The organism is Albimonas marina, assembly GCF_029223255.1.
GTDB lineage: Bacteria > Pseudomonadota > Alphaproteobacteria > Rhodobacterales > Rhodobacteraceae > Albimonas.
Genome location: NZ_JARHUC010000003.1, coordinates 320876 through 335024, shown reverse-complemented (window position 1 = coordinate 335024; position 14149 = coordinate 320876). Strand labels below are relative to the sequence as shown.

The following is a 14149-nucleotide window of genomic DNA, read 5'->3' as shown; positions in this document are numbered from 1 at the left end:
GACAAGACGGATGAAGGACGACACGCCCACCTCGGCGATGGTTGTGATCGGGGACGAGATCCTCTCGGGCCGCACGCGCGACGCCAACATGCACCACCTGGCCGGCGTGCTGACCGAGGCGGGCGCCCCCCTGACCGAAGTGCGCGTGGTCGCCGACGACCGCGCGGCGATCGTGGCGGCGGTGAACGAGCTGCGCGCGCGCTGCACCTACGTGTTCACCTCGGGCGGCATCGGGCCGACCCATGACGACATCACCGCCGAATGCGTGGCCGAGGCCTTCGGGGTCGGCATCGACGTGCGCGACGACGCGCGCGAGATCCTGCTGGCGCATTACGGCGACCCGGACAAGCTGACGCCCTCGCGCCTGCGCATGGCGCGGATCCCCGACGGGGCCACGCTGATCGCCAACCCCGTCTCCGGCGCGCCGGGGTTCAAGATCGAGAACGTCCACGTGATGGCCGGCGTGCCCCTGATCTTCAACGCCATGGTCGAGAGCGTGCGGCCGACGCTGGAGGGGGGGGCGCCGATGCTGTCCCACGCCTTCCGCATTCCGCTGGCCGAGGGCGACATCGCGGGGCCGCTCGCCGAGCTCGCCGCCGCCCATCCCGACATCTCCTTCGGGAGCTACCCGTTCTACCAGGGCGGCTACGGGGCGACGATCGTGGCCCGCAGCCAGGACCGCGACGAGCTGGCCCAGGCGGCCCAGGCGCTTCGCGCGATGTGCAAGGCGCTGGGGGCGACGGACGTGACGGAGCTTCCGCCGATCTGAAGAGGGAGCGGTCCACGGGCGCCCTGCGGGCGGGCTTGGGCCTTTGGGGTCGGGCGCGCCTGGTCTTCGGAGGTCAGGAGCCTCCGGCGGGCTCCCGACTCACCAAAGAACAGGGGCCGCGCCTGTTCTCCGGAGCCGTCTCTCGCGGATGCCGGACAGAGCGACTCGGCCCCCGGGGTCAAGGATCGCCGCAGGCGACCGGCGAAGCCGGCTCGTCCTTGACCCCGGGGGCCGAGTCGCTCAGGCATCCATCAGCGAGAGACGGATCCGGGGAACAGGCGCTTCGTGGCCCGGGCTGGCGTCGCGCCGGGGCGCGTGGGGCGGGCGGGGGGACTTTTCTCGCGCGCGCGGGCGCCCTAGGCAGGGCGGCGGGGAGCCCGCTTGGCGGAACGGTAGACGCATGGGTCTTAAACACCCTGGCCTTCGGGCGTGCCGGTTCGAGTCCGGCAGCGGGCACCCCCTGACGCGAGCCGCGCCATGCCGCGCGGGGGCGCGCGGGCTCAGAACTTCCAGGCGAGCGTGGCGCTGAGATAGTCGGAGCGGAAGCGGTTGTCGGCGTCGAGGTCGTGCATCCACTTGCCCAGCACCGTCAGGCGGCCCTCGGCGGCGGCCGGCGTCCACATGAAGCCCAGGCCCAGGCCCACAGAGCTTGAGCGGAAGTCGCCCAGCCGCGCGCCCGCGCCCGAGTCGCCCTCAATCTGCTGGTACCAGTAGCCGCGCAGGCCCACCGCGAAGCTTTGCGACAGGAACTGGGTGGCGGTGACGTCCATGTGGAACTCGGTCCCCGTGCGATAGTCGGTGGACGGGTTCTCGGTGTTCACCATCAGGCCGGGGGCGATCGAGATCTCGCGCCCGCCCTCCGGGTCGAACCAGGTGGCCGCGACGTTGGTGTCGAAGCTCCAGTAGTTGCGGCCCAGGTTGATCGCCCGGCCGCGCTCGTAGCCGCCGGTGGGGGCGATGATCGTCTCGGACGCCTCGAAGAAGAACGGGCCATGGGTCCAGTTCAGCTGGATCGGCACGAAGGCGGCGTCGGAGAGGTCGAAGCGGTCGCCGCTGCGGTCGAAGCGGCGGCCGGCGGGACCGACCGCGAAGGCGGTCAGGTCGGCGCGCCCGAAGGGGATCAGGGCGGCGACGCTGTAGGCGGCCCCCAGCACCGGCGTCTCGAACGTGTAGGAGGCGGCGGCGAGGTCGAGGACCAGGTCGAGCTCGAGCCCCGCCCGCGCCCGGCCGCCCAGCACCGCGCGGCCGACGTCGCCGCTCTGCACCCAGACGGTGTTGGCGACGGTGAGGCCGGGCTGGGAGGGCGCGGCGAGCAGCAGGTCGCCGGTGGCGCCGGGGAGATAGTGGCTCGAGGCGCCCTCGGCCGCCCGCGCCTCCGGCGCGGCGGCGAGGAGGGCCCAGGCGGCGAGGACGGCGGCGACGGCGGCCGAGCGGCGGGACGGGACGCGGGACGCGATGCGAGACTGGGCGGGGCGGGACATGGGGCGCGGCTCCTCCTGAACGCGGGGCCTGCGCCGACGGTCTCGTCCGGGACTGTTTCGCGCTCCCCTCCGAAAGAGGATGACGCATGGGGAGGCCGCCGTCTCGCGCCATGGTTGCGCCGGGCGCGACGCGCGGCGCGGGGCGGCGCCGGAGCAACAGCGCGGCCGGGGCGCGTCGGGCGCGGGCGAGGCGGGATCGCGCGGGAGCGGCGCGCCGAAGACCCGGCGAGGAGGAGCGCCGGACGCCGCCCCCCCTGCCCCCTGCCCCCTGCCCCCGGGATCAGCGGAAGCGGTCGGGGGCGCAGGGGGCGAGGTCGGCGTTGGGGGTGCGCCCGGCGGCGATCTCGGCGGCGAGGCGGCCGATCCGGGGGCCGGCGGTCAGGCCCACGTGCTGGCCGCCGAAGGCGGCCACCACCGCGGGCGCGCCGGGGATCGCGCCCAGCGCCGGCAGGCTGTCGGCGAGGACCGGGCGATGACCCATCCACTCCTCCTCCGCCTCCCACTCCAGCCCCGGCCAGATCCGCGCGGCGGCCTTACGCAGGAGCTTGGGCGGCGCCTCGGAGGGACCGGCGTCGAGGCCGCCGAACTCGACGATGCCCGCCAGCCGCACGCCGAAGTCCATGGGCGTGGTCACCGCCTTGACCTCGCCCACCATCCACGGGTGCGCGGGGGCGGAGGCGGGGGACTTGAGGGCCAGGTGATAGCCGCGCTCGCTCTCCATCGGCAGGCGCAGGCCGAGGCCGGCGGCGAGGCGCGCCGACCAGGCGCCGGCGGCGAGGATCACGCGATCCGCCCGCATCACGGCGCCGCCGGCCAGCGTCACGCGCCCGTCGCCGGAGAGCGCCTCGACCTCGGCGCGGCGGATCACGCCGCCCTCGCGGGCGAAGGTCTCGGCCAGGGCGGCCACATAGGCGCCGGGGTTCGCGATCCAGCCGTGGTCGGGGAAGATGGCGCCGAAGGTCCAGGCCTCGCCCAGCGCGGGGTCGCGCTCGAGCAGGCCGGCGCGGTCGACCTCGTAGGGGTGGAAGCCGTGCTCGGCGCGGATCGCGTGGCCCCAGGCGTCCTTCTGGTACTGGGCACGGTCGCGGTAGAGGAAGCCGTAGTCGCCGGTCTGGATGTAGCCCGCGGCCGCGGAGCCGGCGGCGAGCGCCCGGTGCTCGTCCACGCTGTCGCCGGTGAGGCCGGCGAGCGCGGCGGCGATGCGGCGGACCTGGGCCTCGGACCCGTAGGAGAGGTATTTCGCCAGGAACGGCAGCATCCGGGGCACGTAGGACCAGCGCAGGTAGAGGGGCTGGTCGGGGTCGAACAGCATCCGCGGGGCCTTGGCGAGCAGGCCGGGCACCGGGACGGGGACGATCGAGCAGCGCGCGAGGATGCCGCCGTTTCCGAAGCTCGCCGCGCCGCGGTCGCCGGCCGGGGCGCGGTCGATCAGGGTGACGGCCCAGCCCATGCGGCGCAGGCGGATCGCGGCGGCGACGCCGGTGATGCCGGCGCCGACCACGATGGCCCTGCGCTGGTCCTGCGGGCCGTCCCGCCGCGCCTGTTCGTCGTCCATCCCACGCTCCCCTGCCGATGCGCGGGCAGGCTCGGCCGCGCAGCGGGCGCGGTCAAGGGCGGGCGAGGCGCAGGGCCTGCGGCCTGACGCGCGGGGGGAGAGGACGGGCGGGGGGCGGGCCGAGGAGAGGTGCGCCGGCGGAGCGGGCGCCGGCGGAGGGGAGAGGCGGACGCGGACGCGGGGCGCGCAGGGGCGACCCGCGAAGCGGAGGGCGGCGGCCGTCGCGGGAAAGGGCGTTGGACGGAAGGGGGCCCCGGGCGGGCGGGCTCCCGCTGCGGCGCGCAAGACGTTCCGGCGGGCGGGAGGGCATGACGCGCCCCCTTGCCCGCCGGCCGGTTATCCGCTTCATTGCGCGCCCGCCCCGCGCCCGGCCTCCGCCGCGCGCCGGCCCTGCGCCCCAGACCCCGGAGCCGACGATGACCGCCCGCATCCTGATCCTCAACGGCCCCAACCTGAACCTGCTGGGCCTGCGGGAGCCCGAGATCTACGGCGCCGACACGCTGGCCGACATCGAGGCGCGCTGCGCCGACCGGGCCGAGCGGCGGGGCGTGCATCTCGACTTCCGCCAGTCGAACCACGAGGGGACGCTCGTCGACTGGATCCACGAGGCGCGCGGGAGCGTGGACGTGATCATCCTCAACGCCGGCGCCTACACGCACACCTCGGTCGCGATCCTCGACGCGCTGCGCGCCTTCGAGGGCAAGGTGATCGAGCTGCACCTGTCGAACACCCACCGGCGCGAGGAGTTCCGGCACCTGTCCTACGTCTCGTTCCGGGCGGACGGGGTGATCATGGGCTTCGGGGCGCCGGGCTACCTGATGGCGCTGGACGCCGCCGTCGACATGGCCGGCGCCGAGCGGTGAGCCCCGACGGCCCCGTCGGCCCGGCCTCGGCCCCGGCGGCGGCCGCGCCGGCGCCCGTGGACCGGCCGCTGGTCGCGGCGGCCTGGATGTCGCTGGCGCTGAGCTGCTTCTCGGGCATGGCCATCGCGGGGCGGGAGGCGGCGGCGGAGCTCGATACGTTCGAGATCCTGGCCTACCGCTCGGTGATCGCGCTGGCGGTGGTGGTCGCGGCGCTGGGCGCCTCGGGCCGGCTGGGGCAGGTGCGGGCGCGGCGGATGCGGCTGCACCTGGCGCGCAACGCCTTCCATTTCGCGGGGCAGAACTGCTGGCTCTACGCCGTCGCCGCGATCCCGCTGGCGCAGGTCTTCGCCTACGAGTTCACCTCGCCGATCTGGATCGCGCTGCTGGCGCCGCTGGTGCTGGGGGAGCGGTTCGCGCGCATCCGGCTGGTCTCGGCCGCCATCGGCTTCGCGGGGATCCTGGTGATCGCGCGGCCCTGGGCGGGGGGCGCGGAGGCGGCGATCGGGCCGGGGCAGCTGGCCGCGCTGGGGGCGGCGCTGGGCTTCGCCTTCAACATCATGCTCACCAAGCGCCTGTCGACGACCGAGACGGCGGGCTCGATCCTGTTCTTCATGTCGCTGATGCAGGGGGTGATGGGCTTCGCCTTCGCCGGCTGGGACGGGGAGATGGCGCTGCCGCTGACCGCCTGGCCCTGGGTCGCGACGGTGGCGCTGGCGGGGCTGGGGGCGCATTACGCGGTGGCGCGCGCGCTGGCCTGCGCGCCGGCGACCATCGTGGCCCCGATGGATTTCGGCCGCCTGCCGATGATCGCGGTGGTCGCCGCGATCCTCTACGGCGAGCCGCTGGAGCTGGCGGTGCTGCTGGGGGGCGCGCTGGTGCTGAGCGCGAACCTGATCAACCTGCGCGCCGAGCGCAGGCGCGCCGCCGCCTGAGGCGGGCGCCCGGCCGGGCGGACGGCGCGGGGCGCGGGGGACGCGCCCCCGCGCCCTGCCCCGTCAGACGAGGATGAAGTCGCTTTCGTCGAGCGTCAGGGACCCGGCGCCCAGGAGGACGCCGAAGGCCTGGTCGGTCGCGTCGACCACCAGGCGCAGGTCGTCGCCCGCGGTCTCGAAGCGCAGGTCGTCGAAGGTCACGCCGGGGGCGAGCTCGATCAGGTCGACGCCCTGGGCGAAGTCGGTGACCGTGTCCACGCCCTGCCCGTCCAGCACGAACACGTCCGGGCCGCCGAGATAGACGGGCCCCTCGCCCACGACGACGATCGGGATCGGCGTCCAGGTCCAGCCGGAGGAGATCGAGCCGCTCCAGTTCACGCCGCCCTCGGTCGCCCAGGTCCAGGACGGGTCGGGGGGGAGGGGCGTCTCGACGTCGATCGCGACGTCGGAGAGCTCGACGTTGTCGCCGTCGCCGGTCAGCACGTCGTCGCCGGCGCCGCCCTCGAGCCGGTCGGCCCCGTGGCCGCCCTGCAGGGCGTCGTCGCCCGCGTCGCCGCGCAGCAGGTCGTCGCCGTCGCCGCCGTAGAGGACGTCGGCCCCGTCGTCGCCGTCAAGGACGTCGGCCCCCGTGCCGCCCGCGACGATGTCGTCTCCCGCGCCGCCGGAGATCGAGTCCGCGCCGTCGCCGCCGTCGAGCTGGTCGTCGCCCGCGCCGCCCCGGATCTCGTCGTCGCCGGCCTGGCCCCAGATCGCGTCGTCGCCCGCGCCGCCGCGGCCGCGGTCGTCGCCCCGGCCCAGCACCATGGCGTCGTCGCCGGCGCCGCCCTTGGCGCGGTCGTCGCCGTCGTGCAGCCACATCGCGTCGTCGCCGGCGCCGCCGAAGGCGACGTCGTCGATCCAGCCGCCGTAGAAGGAGTCCTCGCCCGCGCCGCCGTGCATCTTCGCGCGGCCCTCGCCGCTGCTCCACAGCAGGTCGTCGCCCTCGCCGCCATAGAGCGCGTCGCGCCCCGAGCCGGAGATCAGCCCGTCGTCGCCCGAGCCGCCGAAGAGCGCATCGCCCTTGGCGCCGCCGAAGATCAGGTCGTCGCCGCCGCCGCCGCGCAGCTCGTCGCGCCCGCCGTTGCCCAGGAAGGTCTCGTCCCCCGGGCCGCCGCGCATCGAGTCGTCGCCGCGCGCGCCCTCGACGCGCTCGACCCCGTAGATCTCGCCCTCGCCGATCTCGGAGCGGTAGAAGCCCTGAAGCAGGTTCACCAGCACGCCCTCGGGCGCGCCCTGGATCGCCAGCCGGTCGAGACCGCCGCCGCCGATCAGCGCGTCGAAGCCGTGCGAGAGGCGCAGCGTGTCATGCCCGGCGCCGCCCTTGACCAGGTCGTCGCCGGCGCGCCCGCTCAGGTCCTCGTTCGCCTCGCCCCCCAGGATCTGCAGGTCGCGGCCGCGGAACCAGCCGTCGGGCATCCGCGCCTGCGCGGGGTCGTCCTTCGCCGCGTCGAGCCAGGCCATGACCCGGCCCAGCGGCGCGTCGAGCCCCTTGAGCGCGACCACGTCGCCCGAGGGCTCCTCAAGCCGCAGGCGCGTGACCCGGTCGCGGCCGGCCTCGTCCTGCTCGATCTGGAAGATCAGCCGGCCGCCGGGCGGGGGCGTCTCCTCGGGGATCGAGACGATCGCCTCCTCGACGGTGAGCTTCACCGGGCCGTCGCCAGTGCCGACGAGCAGGGTCTGGGCGGGAAAGGCCGCGATCTCGGCGACGCGGGCGGCGAAGTCGACGCCGCCGGGCGCCTTGCGGAACGACAGGCGGAGAGGGTCGGAGGCAGGCATGGTCTCGAAATCCGTAATCGGGAAGAATTTTCAACCCGCATGACTTATGCCTGACTTGAGCGGACTCCAAGCGTTTCCAGCCGCGGGCGGCGCATGACCCAGCGTCATCGCCGGTTCATATTCCGGCGGTTACGTCTGAAACCGACCCGGCCGAAGACCGGCGCGGACACCCTGGGGGGAACCGGATCATGTTCACGACCCGATGCGCCGCAGCGGCGCTGCTGATCTCGATCGTCGCGGCGCCGGCGCAGGCGCTGGTGCTGTGGGACACCTACCTCGAGCGCACCGAGGCCAATTCCCTCTACACCTCCGACACCGGCGGGCAGGAGACGGTGCAGCGGGTGAGCTTCGCCACCGACGTCTCGGCGACGCAGTTCTCGGTCTCGGGCATCTTCTTCTTCGGCGACCGGACGTTCGCGGGGCCCGACGACTTCACCGTCAACATCTACGCGGACGCCGGCGGAGCGGTGGGCGCGCTGGCGCAGAGCGTCGCGGCGTCCGGCGCGACGCGCAGCGCGCCGGGCGGGCAGCTCAACAACTCCGACTTCCTGCGCTTCGACGCCGCCTTCGACACGGCCGTCGAGATCGCGGCGGGAACCTGGTGGATCTCGGTCGCCATGGACACGAGCGGAGACGACGACGTCTGGATCTGGGCGGGAGCCAACGTGGCGAGCGAGCGGATCGCCCTGAGGTCGACCTGGGGCTCGGGCGCGTTCGGCACGCCGTTCGAGCGCCAGATGTCGCTGCTGATCGAGGGCGAGGCGGCGGCCGTCCCCGCGCCGCCGGCGATCGCCCTGCTGGGCGGGGCGCTGGGGCTGGCGGGCTGGGCGGCGCGGCGGCGGCGCGCGGCCTGAGCGTGGAGGGCGCGGCCTGAGGCCGTGGCCCTGACGTGAGCTGCCTGAGGCCGAAGCCTGTGGTGCGCGGCCTGAGGCCTTGGCCTTGAGGTGCGCGGCCTGAGGCCGAAGCCTGTGATGCGCGGCCTGAGGCCGCGGGGGCGGTCGCGACGCGCCCCTGCGTCTCCCCGTCCCTTCCGCGGCGCAACATCCCGTGCTATCCGCCGCGCGGCTCATTCCGGACGCCGAACGAAGGACATCTCATGAACCTCGACGCGATCCCCGCGGGCAAGAACCCGCCCTCCGACATCAACGTGGTGATCGAGATCACCGGCGGCGCCGGCGGCGGCGCGCCCGTGAAGTACGAGATCGACAAGGACTCGGGCGCGGTCTTCGTCGACCGCATCGTCAACACCCCGATGTTCTACCCCTGCAACTACGGCTTCGTGCCCAACACCCTGCACGACGACGGCGACCCGACCGACGTGCTGGTGCTGTGCGACTTCGACCTGGCCCCGGGCGTCGTCATCCGCTGCCGCCCCGTGGGCGTGCTGAAGATGGAAGACGACGGCGGCATGGACGACAAGCTGATCGCCGTCCCCGTCGAGAAGGTCGATCCCTTCCAGGCCCATATCCAGGACCTCGAGGACATCGCCCCCAAGACCCGCGAGCGCATCAAGCACTTCTTCGAGCACTACAAGGACCTCGAGGCCGGCAAATGGGTGAAGGTCATCGGCTGGGGCGACAAGGCCGAGGCCGAGTCGATCCTGCAGAAGTCGGTCGACGCCGTGAAGAAGTGAGGCCGGCCGCGCGCCCCTGACGGCGCGCGCCCCCTAGCCGCAACTGGAACGCCCGGCCGCGAGGCCGGGCGTTCCGCGTTTCAGCGGGCGCCGTCCGGGGAACGGCGCGCGCCCGGCGACCGGCTCAGCCGCGCCGCCGGCGGGCGGAGAAGGTCAGCGCCGCCGGCGGGCGGCGAAGGTCAGCGCCGCCAGCGCGCCGGGCAGCAGCAGGCCGGCCGCGGGGATCGGCACGGGCGAGGCCAGCTCGTCGAGCTGGTCGATCCCCGCCGACATGTACCAGCCCCCCTCTTCCGAGGAGGTCCACGTCAGCTCGCCCTCGATCTCCTCGGAGACGAAGTGGAGGAACTGGACATCCGCCAGGCCCACGGTCTGGTCGAGCTTGAGGAACTGCTCGGGCCCCTCGCCGTCGAGAAGCTCGGGATCGGCGTAGCCGGAGAAACTCAGCTGCAGGATCGTGCCGCTCTGGCCGAGGCCGGTCGGCATGAAGTCGTCGAAGTCGAACGGGTGCATGTCGCCCGTCGCGATCAGCATCTCGAACTCGAGATAGTCGTTGACCTCGTCGCCGTCGTCGTAATCGTCCCGGACCCGCCAGCCGAGCAGCGAGGCGTTCGCGGGGGTCGCCGTGACCGCATGCGGGCTGCCCGCGAACAGCTCCAGGCTCGAGATCGGCTGATACGCCGCGCCCCCGACCACGACGGGAGAGGCCACGGGATCGTCGAAGGCGACCACGACGTGGAACTGGTCGGCCGTATTGAAGGGGGACGTGCTGCTGCCGGCGGCGCCGGCGCTGACGACGTTGAAGGTGAGGTCGAGGGTCAGCGCCGCGGCGGGCGAGGCGAGGCCGAGGAGGGCGACCGCCGCTCCGAACAGGCTGAAACGGGTCATGAGGATCTCCGACGGACGCGCGCGCGGGCGCGCAGGAAGATCCCCCTGTCATGCAGGCCGGGACGCACGGTCAACGCAACGGGACGAACAAGACGAAACCAGCCGCGGCGGGACGATCGTCTTCCAGATTTTCCAGACCGGCCGGAGGCCGCCGCGCAGGGCCCGGGGGCCTTGCGCGGCGGGCGGTCAGAGCAGGACGATGAACCCGTCCTCGAGCTGCTGGATCGAGTCGAGTTCGTCCGAGGCCTGGAACTCCGCGATGCGGGTCCCGTCGGAGACGCGCTCGATCGCGAAGCCTGTGTCGAAGGCGACGATCTCGAGGTCGGCGAGCGCCTTGCCCGCCACGCCCCACGAGTCCTCGCCCGCGTGGAAGTCGAGCACCCGGTCGACGCCGTCGCCCGAGGCGTCGAGGCGGAACTCGTCGGCGCCGGAGAGCGCGCCGCCGTCGCCGACCAGCACGTCCTCGCCCGCGCCGGCGATCAGAACGTCGTCGCCGTCGTGGCCGGTGAGCGTGTCGTCCCCCGCGCCGCCGTCGAGCGTGTCGCGGCCGGCGTTGCCCGCCAGCGTGTCGTCGCCGTCGCCGCCGAAGAGCTCGTCGTCGCCCGCGCCGCCGGCCAGCGTGTCGTCGCCCGCGCCGCCGAACAGGTCGTCGTGGCCGTCGCCGCCCGAGAGCACGTCGTCCCCGGCGTCGCCGAAGAGCGAGTCGGCGCCCAGGTCGCCGGCGAGCTTGTCGGCGCCGCCGCCGCCGTGGAGTTCGTCATGGCCCTCGCCGCCGAAGAGCTCGTCCGCGCCGCCGCCGCCGACGAGCCGGTCGTCGCCGGCCTGCCCTTCCAGGTGGTCGTCGCCGCCGCCGCCGAACAGCCGGTCCGCGCCGTCGCCGCCGAACAGCCGGTCGGCGCCCTGCTGGCCGAAGAGCTTGTCGTCGCCCAGCGCGCCGGCGAGCGCGTCGTCGCCGGCGCCGCCGTCGAGCCGGTCGTCGCCGTCCGCGCCGGCGAGCGTGTCGTCGCCGTCGTCGCCGAACAGGCGGTCGTCGCCCGCGCCGCCGCCCAGGACGTCGTCGCCCGCGCCGCCGTAGACGACGTCGTTCCCCTCGTCGCCCGCGAGCTGGTCGGCGCCGGCGCCGCCGAAGATCTTGTCGGCCCCGTCGCCGCCGAAGGCCACGTCGTCGCCGCCGCCGCCCTTGATCACGTCGCCGCCCGCGCCGCCGGACAGGAGATCGCCGCCGCCGCCGCCCAGCAGGCGGTCGGCGCCGTCCTGGCCGATCAGCGCGTCGGCGCCGCCGCGGCCCTGGAGCAGGTCCTTGCCGCCGCCGCCCTCGAAGGTCTGGGCGCCGCGGGCGCCGCGAATCACGTCGCGCTCGTCCTCGCCCTCGACCCGCTCGATCGAGGCGAGCTTGACGGTCTTGCCGCCGGGCAGCGTCATGACCCCTTTCTTGAGGTCGATCTCCGCCGCCGCCTTCCTGCCGTAGAGGGCCTGGAAGAACTTGAGGTCGAGCGTGTCGACGCCCGCGCCGCCCTCGATCCGGCCGGGGCCGGTGAAGAAGATGTCGTCGTTGCCGCCCTTGGCGCGCAGCACCCCGCCGCCCGAGCCGGTGACGAGCACGTCGTAGCCGTCGCGCCCGTCGACGTTCATCGGCAGCTTCAGGAGCTTGATGAGCTTGACCGCGTCGCCGATCTCGGGCTCGCGCCCGTCGAGCACGTATTCGAGGCGCTTGATCGCGTCGTGAACCGCGTCGTAGTCGGCCTTCACGTTCTCCATGATCGCGAAGGTCTGCACGGCGTAGCGGTCGCGCAGGGCGAGGTCGAGTATCTGGTCCGGCTGGCCCTTGGCGTCGAGCGTGACCTTCACGTCCATGCGCAGCTGGTCGGAATAGAGCACCACCAGCCCGTAGGAGCCGTGGTTCTCGACGGCGGTGGTCTTGATGCCGCCCGCGCCCAGCGCGACCATCAGCGACAGCGTCGGCGTCCCCAGCGCCCGGCCCTCGGCCGTGACCGTCAGCTTCGTTCTGCCCTTGCCCATGACTTTCGGCTCCCCCGCCGGAAATGCGTCCCCCGTTCACTCCCATGAGCGGAGCGGGGGCGGGAGTCAAATCGCGCGGCGGGGCCGGGGCGCTTTCCCGCCCCGGCGATGCATCCCCGCCCCGCCCTTTTCAACCCGCCCCGCTTGGGCTAACCGCAGGGGCCATCGGCGCCCCGCGGGCGCGTCACGATCGACGCCCCGCGGGCGCGGCACGGAGGCCACCATGCTCTACGACACGCCCGAGGCCTGGCTCTCGGCCCCGCAGCGGTCCGTCGCGCTGATCGGCATGTCGGGGGTGGGCAAGACCCGGCTGAGCTCGATCCTGCGCGACGAGGGGGCGTGGTTCCACTACTCGGTCGACTACCGCATCGGCACCCGCTACCTGGGCGAGCGGATCACCGACGAGTTCAAGCGCGAGGCGATGAAGAGCCCCAAGCTGCGCGAGCTGCTGCGCTCGGACAGCCTCTCGATCCGCTCGAAGCTGAGCTTCCACAACCTCACGCCGCTCTCGACCTGGCTGGGCAAGCCGGGGGATCCGGCGCGCGGGGGCATGGATTTCGACGAATACGTCCGCCGCCAGAAGCTGCACCGGGAGGCGGAGATCGCCTCGATGCTCGACGCCCGCGCCTTCATCGAGCGGGCGCGCGAGCTCTACGGCTATCCGCATTTCGTCTGCGACACCTCCGGCTCGATCTGCGAGGTGGTGGACCCCGACGATCCCCGCGACCCGGTGCTGGCGGCGCTGAGCCGGGTGATGCTGCCGGTGTTCATCCGCGGCGGCGACGAGCATGTCGCCTCGCTGATCGCGCGCTTCGACCGGGCGCCCAAGCCGATGTACTACCGCGACGACCAGCTCGCCGATTTCTGGGCGGCCTACCTCGAGGAGACGGGGCGCGCCCCCGACCAGGTGGACCCCGACGCCTTCATCCGCTGGGGCTTCGCCCGGCTGATCGAGGGGCGCCGCCCCCGCTACCAGGCCATCGCCGACCGCTGGGGCTTGACGGTGGAGGCCGACGCCGTCGCCGCGGTCGAGTCCGAGGCCGATTTCACGCGGATGATCGCGGATGCGTTGGATCGCCGCCGCGCCGCGCCTATCTAAGCCCCCCCGCGGCGCCCCGAGGCGCCGCGCGTCCGTTCCGCTTTCCGCCCGAGGGTCACGCCATGCCCATCAAGATCCCTGCCGGCCTTCCCGCCATCCAGGTTCTCGACCGGGAAGGCGTGATGGTGATGTCCGACGACGCCGCCGTTCGCCAGGACATCCGGCCGCTGCACATCGGCCTGGTGAACCTGATGCCGACCAAGCAGCAGACCGAGACGCAGTTCGCGCGCCTGATCGGCGCCACGCCCCTGCAGATCGAGCTGACGCTGATCCGCATGACCGAGCACGCCAGCCGCAACACCTCGCCCGAGCACCTGGAGGCGTTCTACGCCCCCTTCGCCGAGATCGCGGAGTCGGGCGGCAAGTTCGACGGGCTGATCGTGACCGGCGCCCCGGTGGAGCGCCTGCCCTTCGAGGAGGTCACCTACTGGGACGAGCTGTGCCGCATCTTCGACTGGGCGCAGAGCCACGTGCACGCCAGCCTGGGCGTGTGCTGGGGCGGCCAGGCGATGCTGGCGCATTACCGCGGAGTCCCGAAGCGGGACCTGGAGGAGAAGGCCTTCGGCATCTACCGTCACCGGGTGCTGGCGCCGGCCTCGCCCTATCTGCGCGGCTTCTCCGACGACTTCTCGGTGCCCGTCTCGCGCTGGACCGAGACGCGGGAGGCGGACTTCCCGCCCGACGCGGGGCTGCGCACGCTGATCGCCTCGGACGAGGTGGGGGCCTGCCTGGTGGAGGACCCGGGCAAGCGGGCGCTCTACATGTTCAACCACCTAGAATACGACCGCGACACGCTGCGCGCGGAGTATGACCGCGACGTCGCCGCCGGCGGGCCGATCCGGATGCCGCGGAACTACTTCCCCGACGACGACCCCACGCGACCGGTGATGGACCGCTGGCGCAGCCACGCGCACCTGCTCTACGGCAACTGGGTGAACCAGATCTACCAGACGACGCCCTACGACCGCGCCCTGATCGGCCAGGTCGACCGCGCCGCCGAGGAGGAGGCCGCGGCCGAGGACGCCGCCGCCGGCTGAAGACGCCGCGGGGGCCGGACGCCGGCCCCGGCGGGGACGGCGCGGGCCGCGCCCGTGCGGA

The 14149-nt window shown here is 73.7% G+C and carries 12 protein-coding genes and 1 tRNA gene; 8 read left to right on the top strand and 5 right to left on the bottom strand.

From position 1 onward, the window contains the following. The first annotated feature begins 10 nt into the window (after positions 1-10). Together P2H44_RS09140 and P2H44_RS09135 are read left to right on the top strand one after the other, a co-directional pair. Positions 11-769: a competence/damage-inducible protein A gene (locus P2H44_RS09140; RefSeq protein ID WP_275763202.1), complete on the top strand. Its 759-nt coding sequence runs from the start codon at positions 11-13 to the stop codon at positions 767-769. A gap of 375 nt (positions 770-1144) precedes the next feature. Further along, positions 1145-1225, top strand: a tRNA-Leu gene (locus P2H44_RS09135). 44 nt (positions 1226-1269) lie between these two features. On the opposite strand, the gene P2H44_RS09130 is transcribed toward P2H44_RS09135, so the two are convergent. Together P2H44_RS09130 and P2H44_RS09125 are read right to left on the bottom strand one after the other, a co-directional pair. Beyond that, entirely contained in the window at positions 1270-2250 is a 981-nt protein-coding gene (locus tag P2H44_RS09130; protein ID WP_275763201.1) for a SphA family protein, read from the bottom strand. A gap of 280 nt (positions 2251-2530) precedes the next feature. Next, positions 2531-3805, bottom strand: coding sequence for an NAD(P)/FAD-dependent oxidoreductase (locus P2H44_RS09125; RefSeq protein WP_275763200.1), 1275 nt, complete (start codon positions 3803-3805; stop codon positions 2531-2533). A 416-nt stretch (positions 3806-4221) separates the two neighbouring features. Between P2H44_RS09125 and aroQ the strand changes: the two genes are divergently transcribed. Beyond that, on the top strand, positions 4222-4668 hold the full coding sequence (gene aroQ / locus P2H44_RS09120; RefSeq protein ID WP_275763199.1) for a type II 3-dehydroquinate dehydratase: 447 nt from the start codon (positions 4222-4224) through the stop codon (positions 4666-4668). Further along, positions 4665-5600, top strand: a complete 936-nt coding sequence (locus tag P2H44_RS09115; protein WP_275763198.1) for a DMT family transporter — start codon at positions 4665-4667, stop codon at positions 5598-5600. Before aroQ ends, P2H44_RS09115 begins: the two co-directional genes overlap by 4 nt. A gap of 63 nt (positions 5601-5663) precedes the next feature. Here the strand turns inward: P2H44_RS09115 and P2H44_RS09110 are convergent, their stop codons facing one another. After that, positions 5664-7415 (bottom strand): calcium-binding protein, encoded by a 1752-nt coding sequence (locus P2H44_RS09110; protein WP_275763197.1) that lies wholly within the window; start codon positions 7413-7415, stop codon positions 5664-5666. A gap of 188 nt (positions 7416-7603) precedes the next feature. Between P2H44_RS09110 and P2H44_RS09105 the strand changes: the two genes are divergently transcribed. Together P2H44_RS09105 and ppa are read left to right on the top strand one after the other, a co-directional pair. Beyond that, a complete protein-coding gene (locus tag P2H44_RS09105) occupies positions 7604-8269 on the top strand; it encodes a hypothetical protein (protein ID WP_275763196.1) in 666 nt (221 codons plus the stop codon). 242 nt (positions 8270-8511) lie between these two features. Beyond that, the gene (gene ppa, locus P2H44_RS09100) at positions 8512-9048 is read left to right on the top strand and encodes an inorganic diphosphatase (protein WP_275763195.1); all 537 of its coding nucleotides are present in this window, start codon (positions 8512-8514) and stop codon (positions 9046-9048) included. Between the two features lie 153 nt (positions 9049-9201). On the opposite strand, the gene P2H44_RS09095 is transcribed toward ppa, so the two are convergent. Both P2H44_RS09095 and P2H44_RS09090 read right to left on the bottom strand, forming a co-directional pair. Then, a complete protein-coding gene (locus tag P2H44_RS09095; RefSeq protein ID WP_275763193.1) occupies positions 9202-9933 on the bottom strand; it encodes a hypothetical protein in 732 nt (243 codons plus the stop codon). 186 nt (positions 9934-10119) lie between these two features. After that, on the bottom strand, positions 10120-11952 hold the full coding sequence (locus P2H44_RS09090; protein WP_275763192.1) for a calcium-binding protein: 1833 nt from the start codon (positions 11950-11952) through the stop codon (positions 10120-10122). Positions 11953-12175: 223 nt separating this feature from the next. On the opposite strand from P2H44_RS09090, the gene P2H44_RS09085 reads away from it, so the two are divergent. Beyond that, entirely contained in the window at positions 12176-13051 is an 876-nt protein-coding gene (locus P2H44_RS09085) for an ATPase (RefSeq protein WP_275763191.1), read from the top strand. Between the two features lie 62 nt (positions 13052-13113). Then, positions 13114-14088, top strand: a complete 975-nt coding sequence (locus P2H44_RS09080; RefSeq protein WP_275763190.1) for a homoserine O-succinyltransferase — start codon at positions 13114-13116, stop codon at positions 14086-14088. Positions 14089-14149: the final 61 nt, after the last annotated feature.

Bases quoted from the DNA above. Each gene is read 5' to 3' on its own strand.
- ppa (WP_275763195.1), top strand. From the start codon at position 8,512: ATGAACCTCGACGCGATCCCCGCGGGCAAGAACCCGCCCTCCGACATC.
- P2H44_RS09080 (WP_275763190.1), top strand. From the start codon at position 13,114: ATGCCCATCAAGATCCCTGCCGGCCTTCCCGCCATCCAGGTTCTCGAC.
- aroQ (WP_275763199.1), top strand. From the start codon at position 4,222: ATGACCGCCCGCATCCTGATCCTCAACGGCCCCAACCTGAACCTGCTG.
- P2H44_RS09095 (WP_275763193.1), bottom strand. From the start codon at position 9,933: ATGACCCGTTTCAGCCTGTTCGGAGCGGCGGTCGCCCTCCTCGGCCTC.
- P2H44_RS09130 (WP_275763201.1), bottom strand. From the start codon at position 2,250: ATGTCCCGCCCCGCCCAGTCTCGCATCGCGTCCCGCGTCCCGTCCCGC.
- P2H44_RS09085 (WP_275763191.1), top strand. From the start codon at position 12,176: ATGCTCTACGACACGCCCGAGGCCTGGCTCTCGGCCCCGCAGCGGTCC.
- P2H44_RS09090 (WP_275763192.1), bottom strand. From the start codon at position 11,952: ATGGGCAAGGGCAGAACGAAGCTGACGGTCACGGCCGAGGGCCGGGCG.
- P2H44_RS09105 (WP_275763196.1), top strand. From the start codon at position 7,604: ATGTTCACGACCCGATGCGCCGCAGCGGCGCTGCTGATCTCGATCGTC.
- P2H44_RS09140 (WP_275763202.1), top strand. From the start codon at position 11: ATGAAGGACGACACGCCCACCTCGGCGATGGTTGTGATCGGGGACGAG.
- P2H44_RS09110 (WP_275763197.1), bottom strand. From the start codon at position 7,415: ATGCCTGCCTCCGACCCTCTCCGCCTGTCGTTCCGCAAGGCGCCCGGC.
- P2H44_RS09125 (WP_275763200.1), bottom strand. From the start codon at position 3,805: ATGGACGACGAACAGGCGCGGCGGGACGGCCCGCAGGACCAGCGCAGG.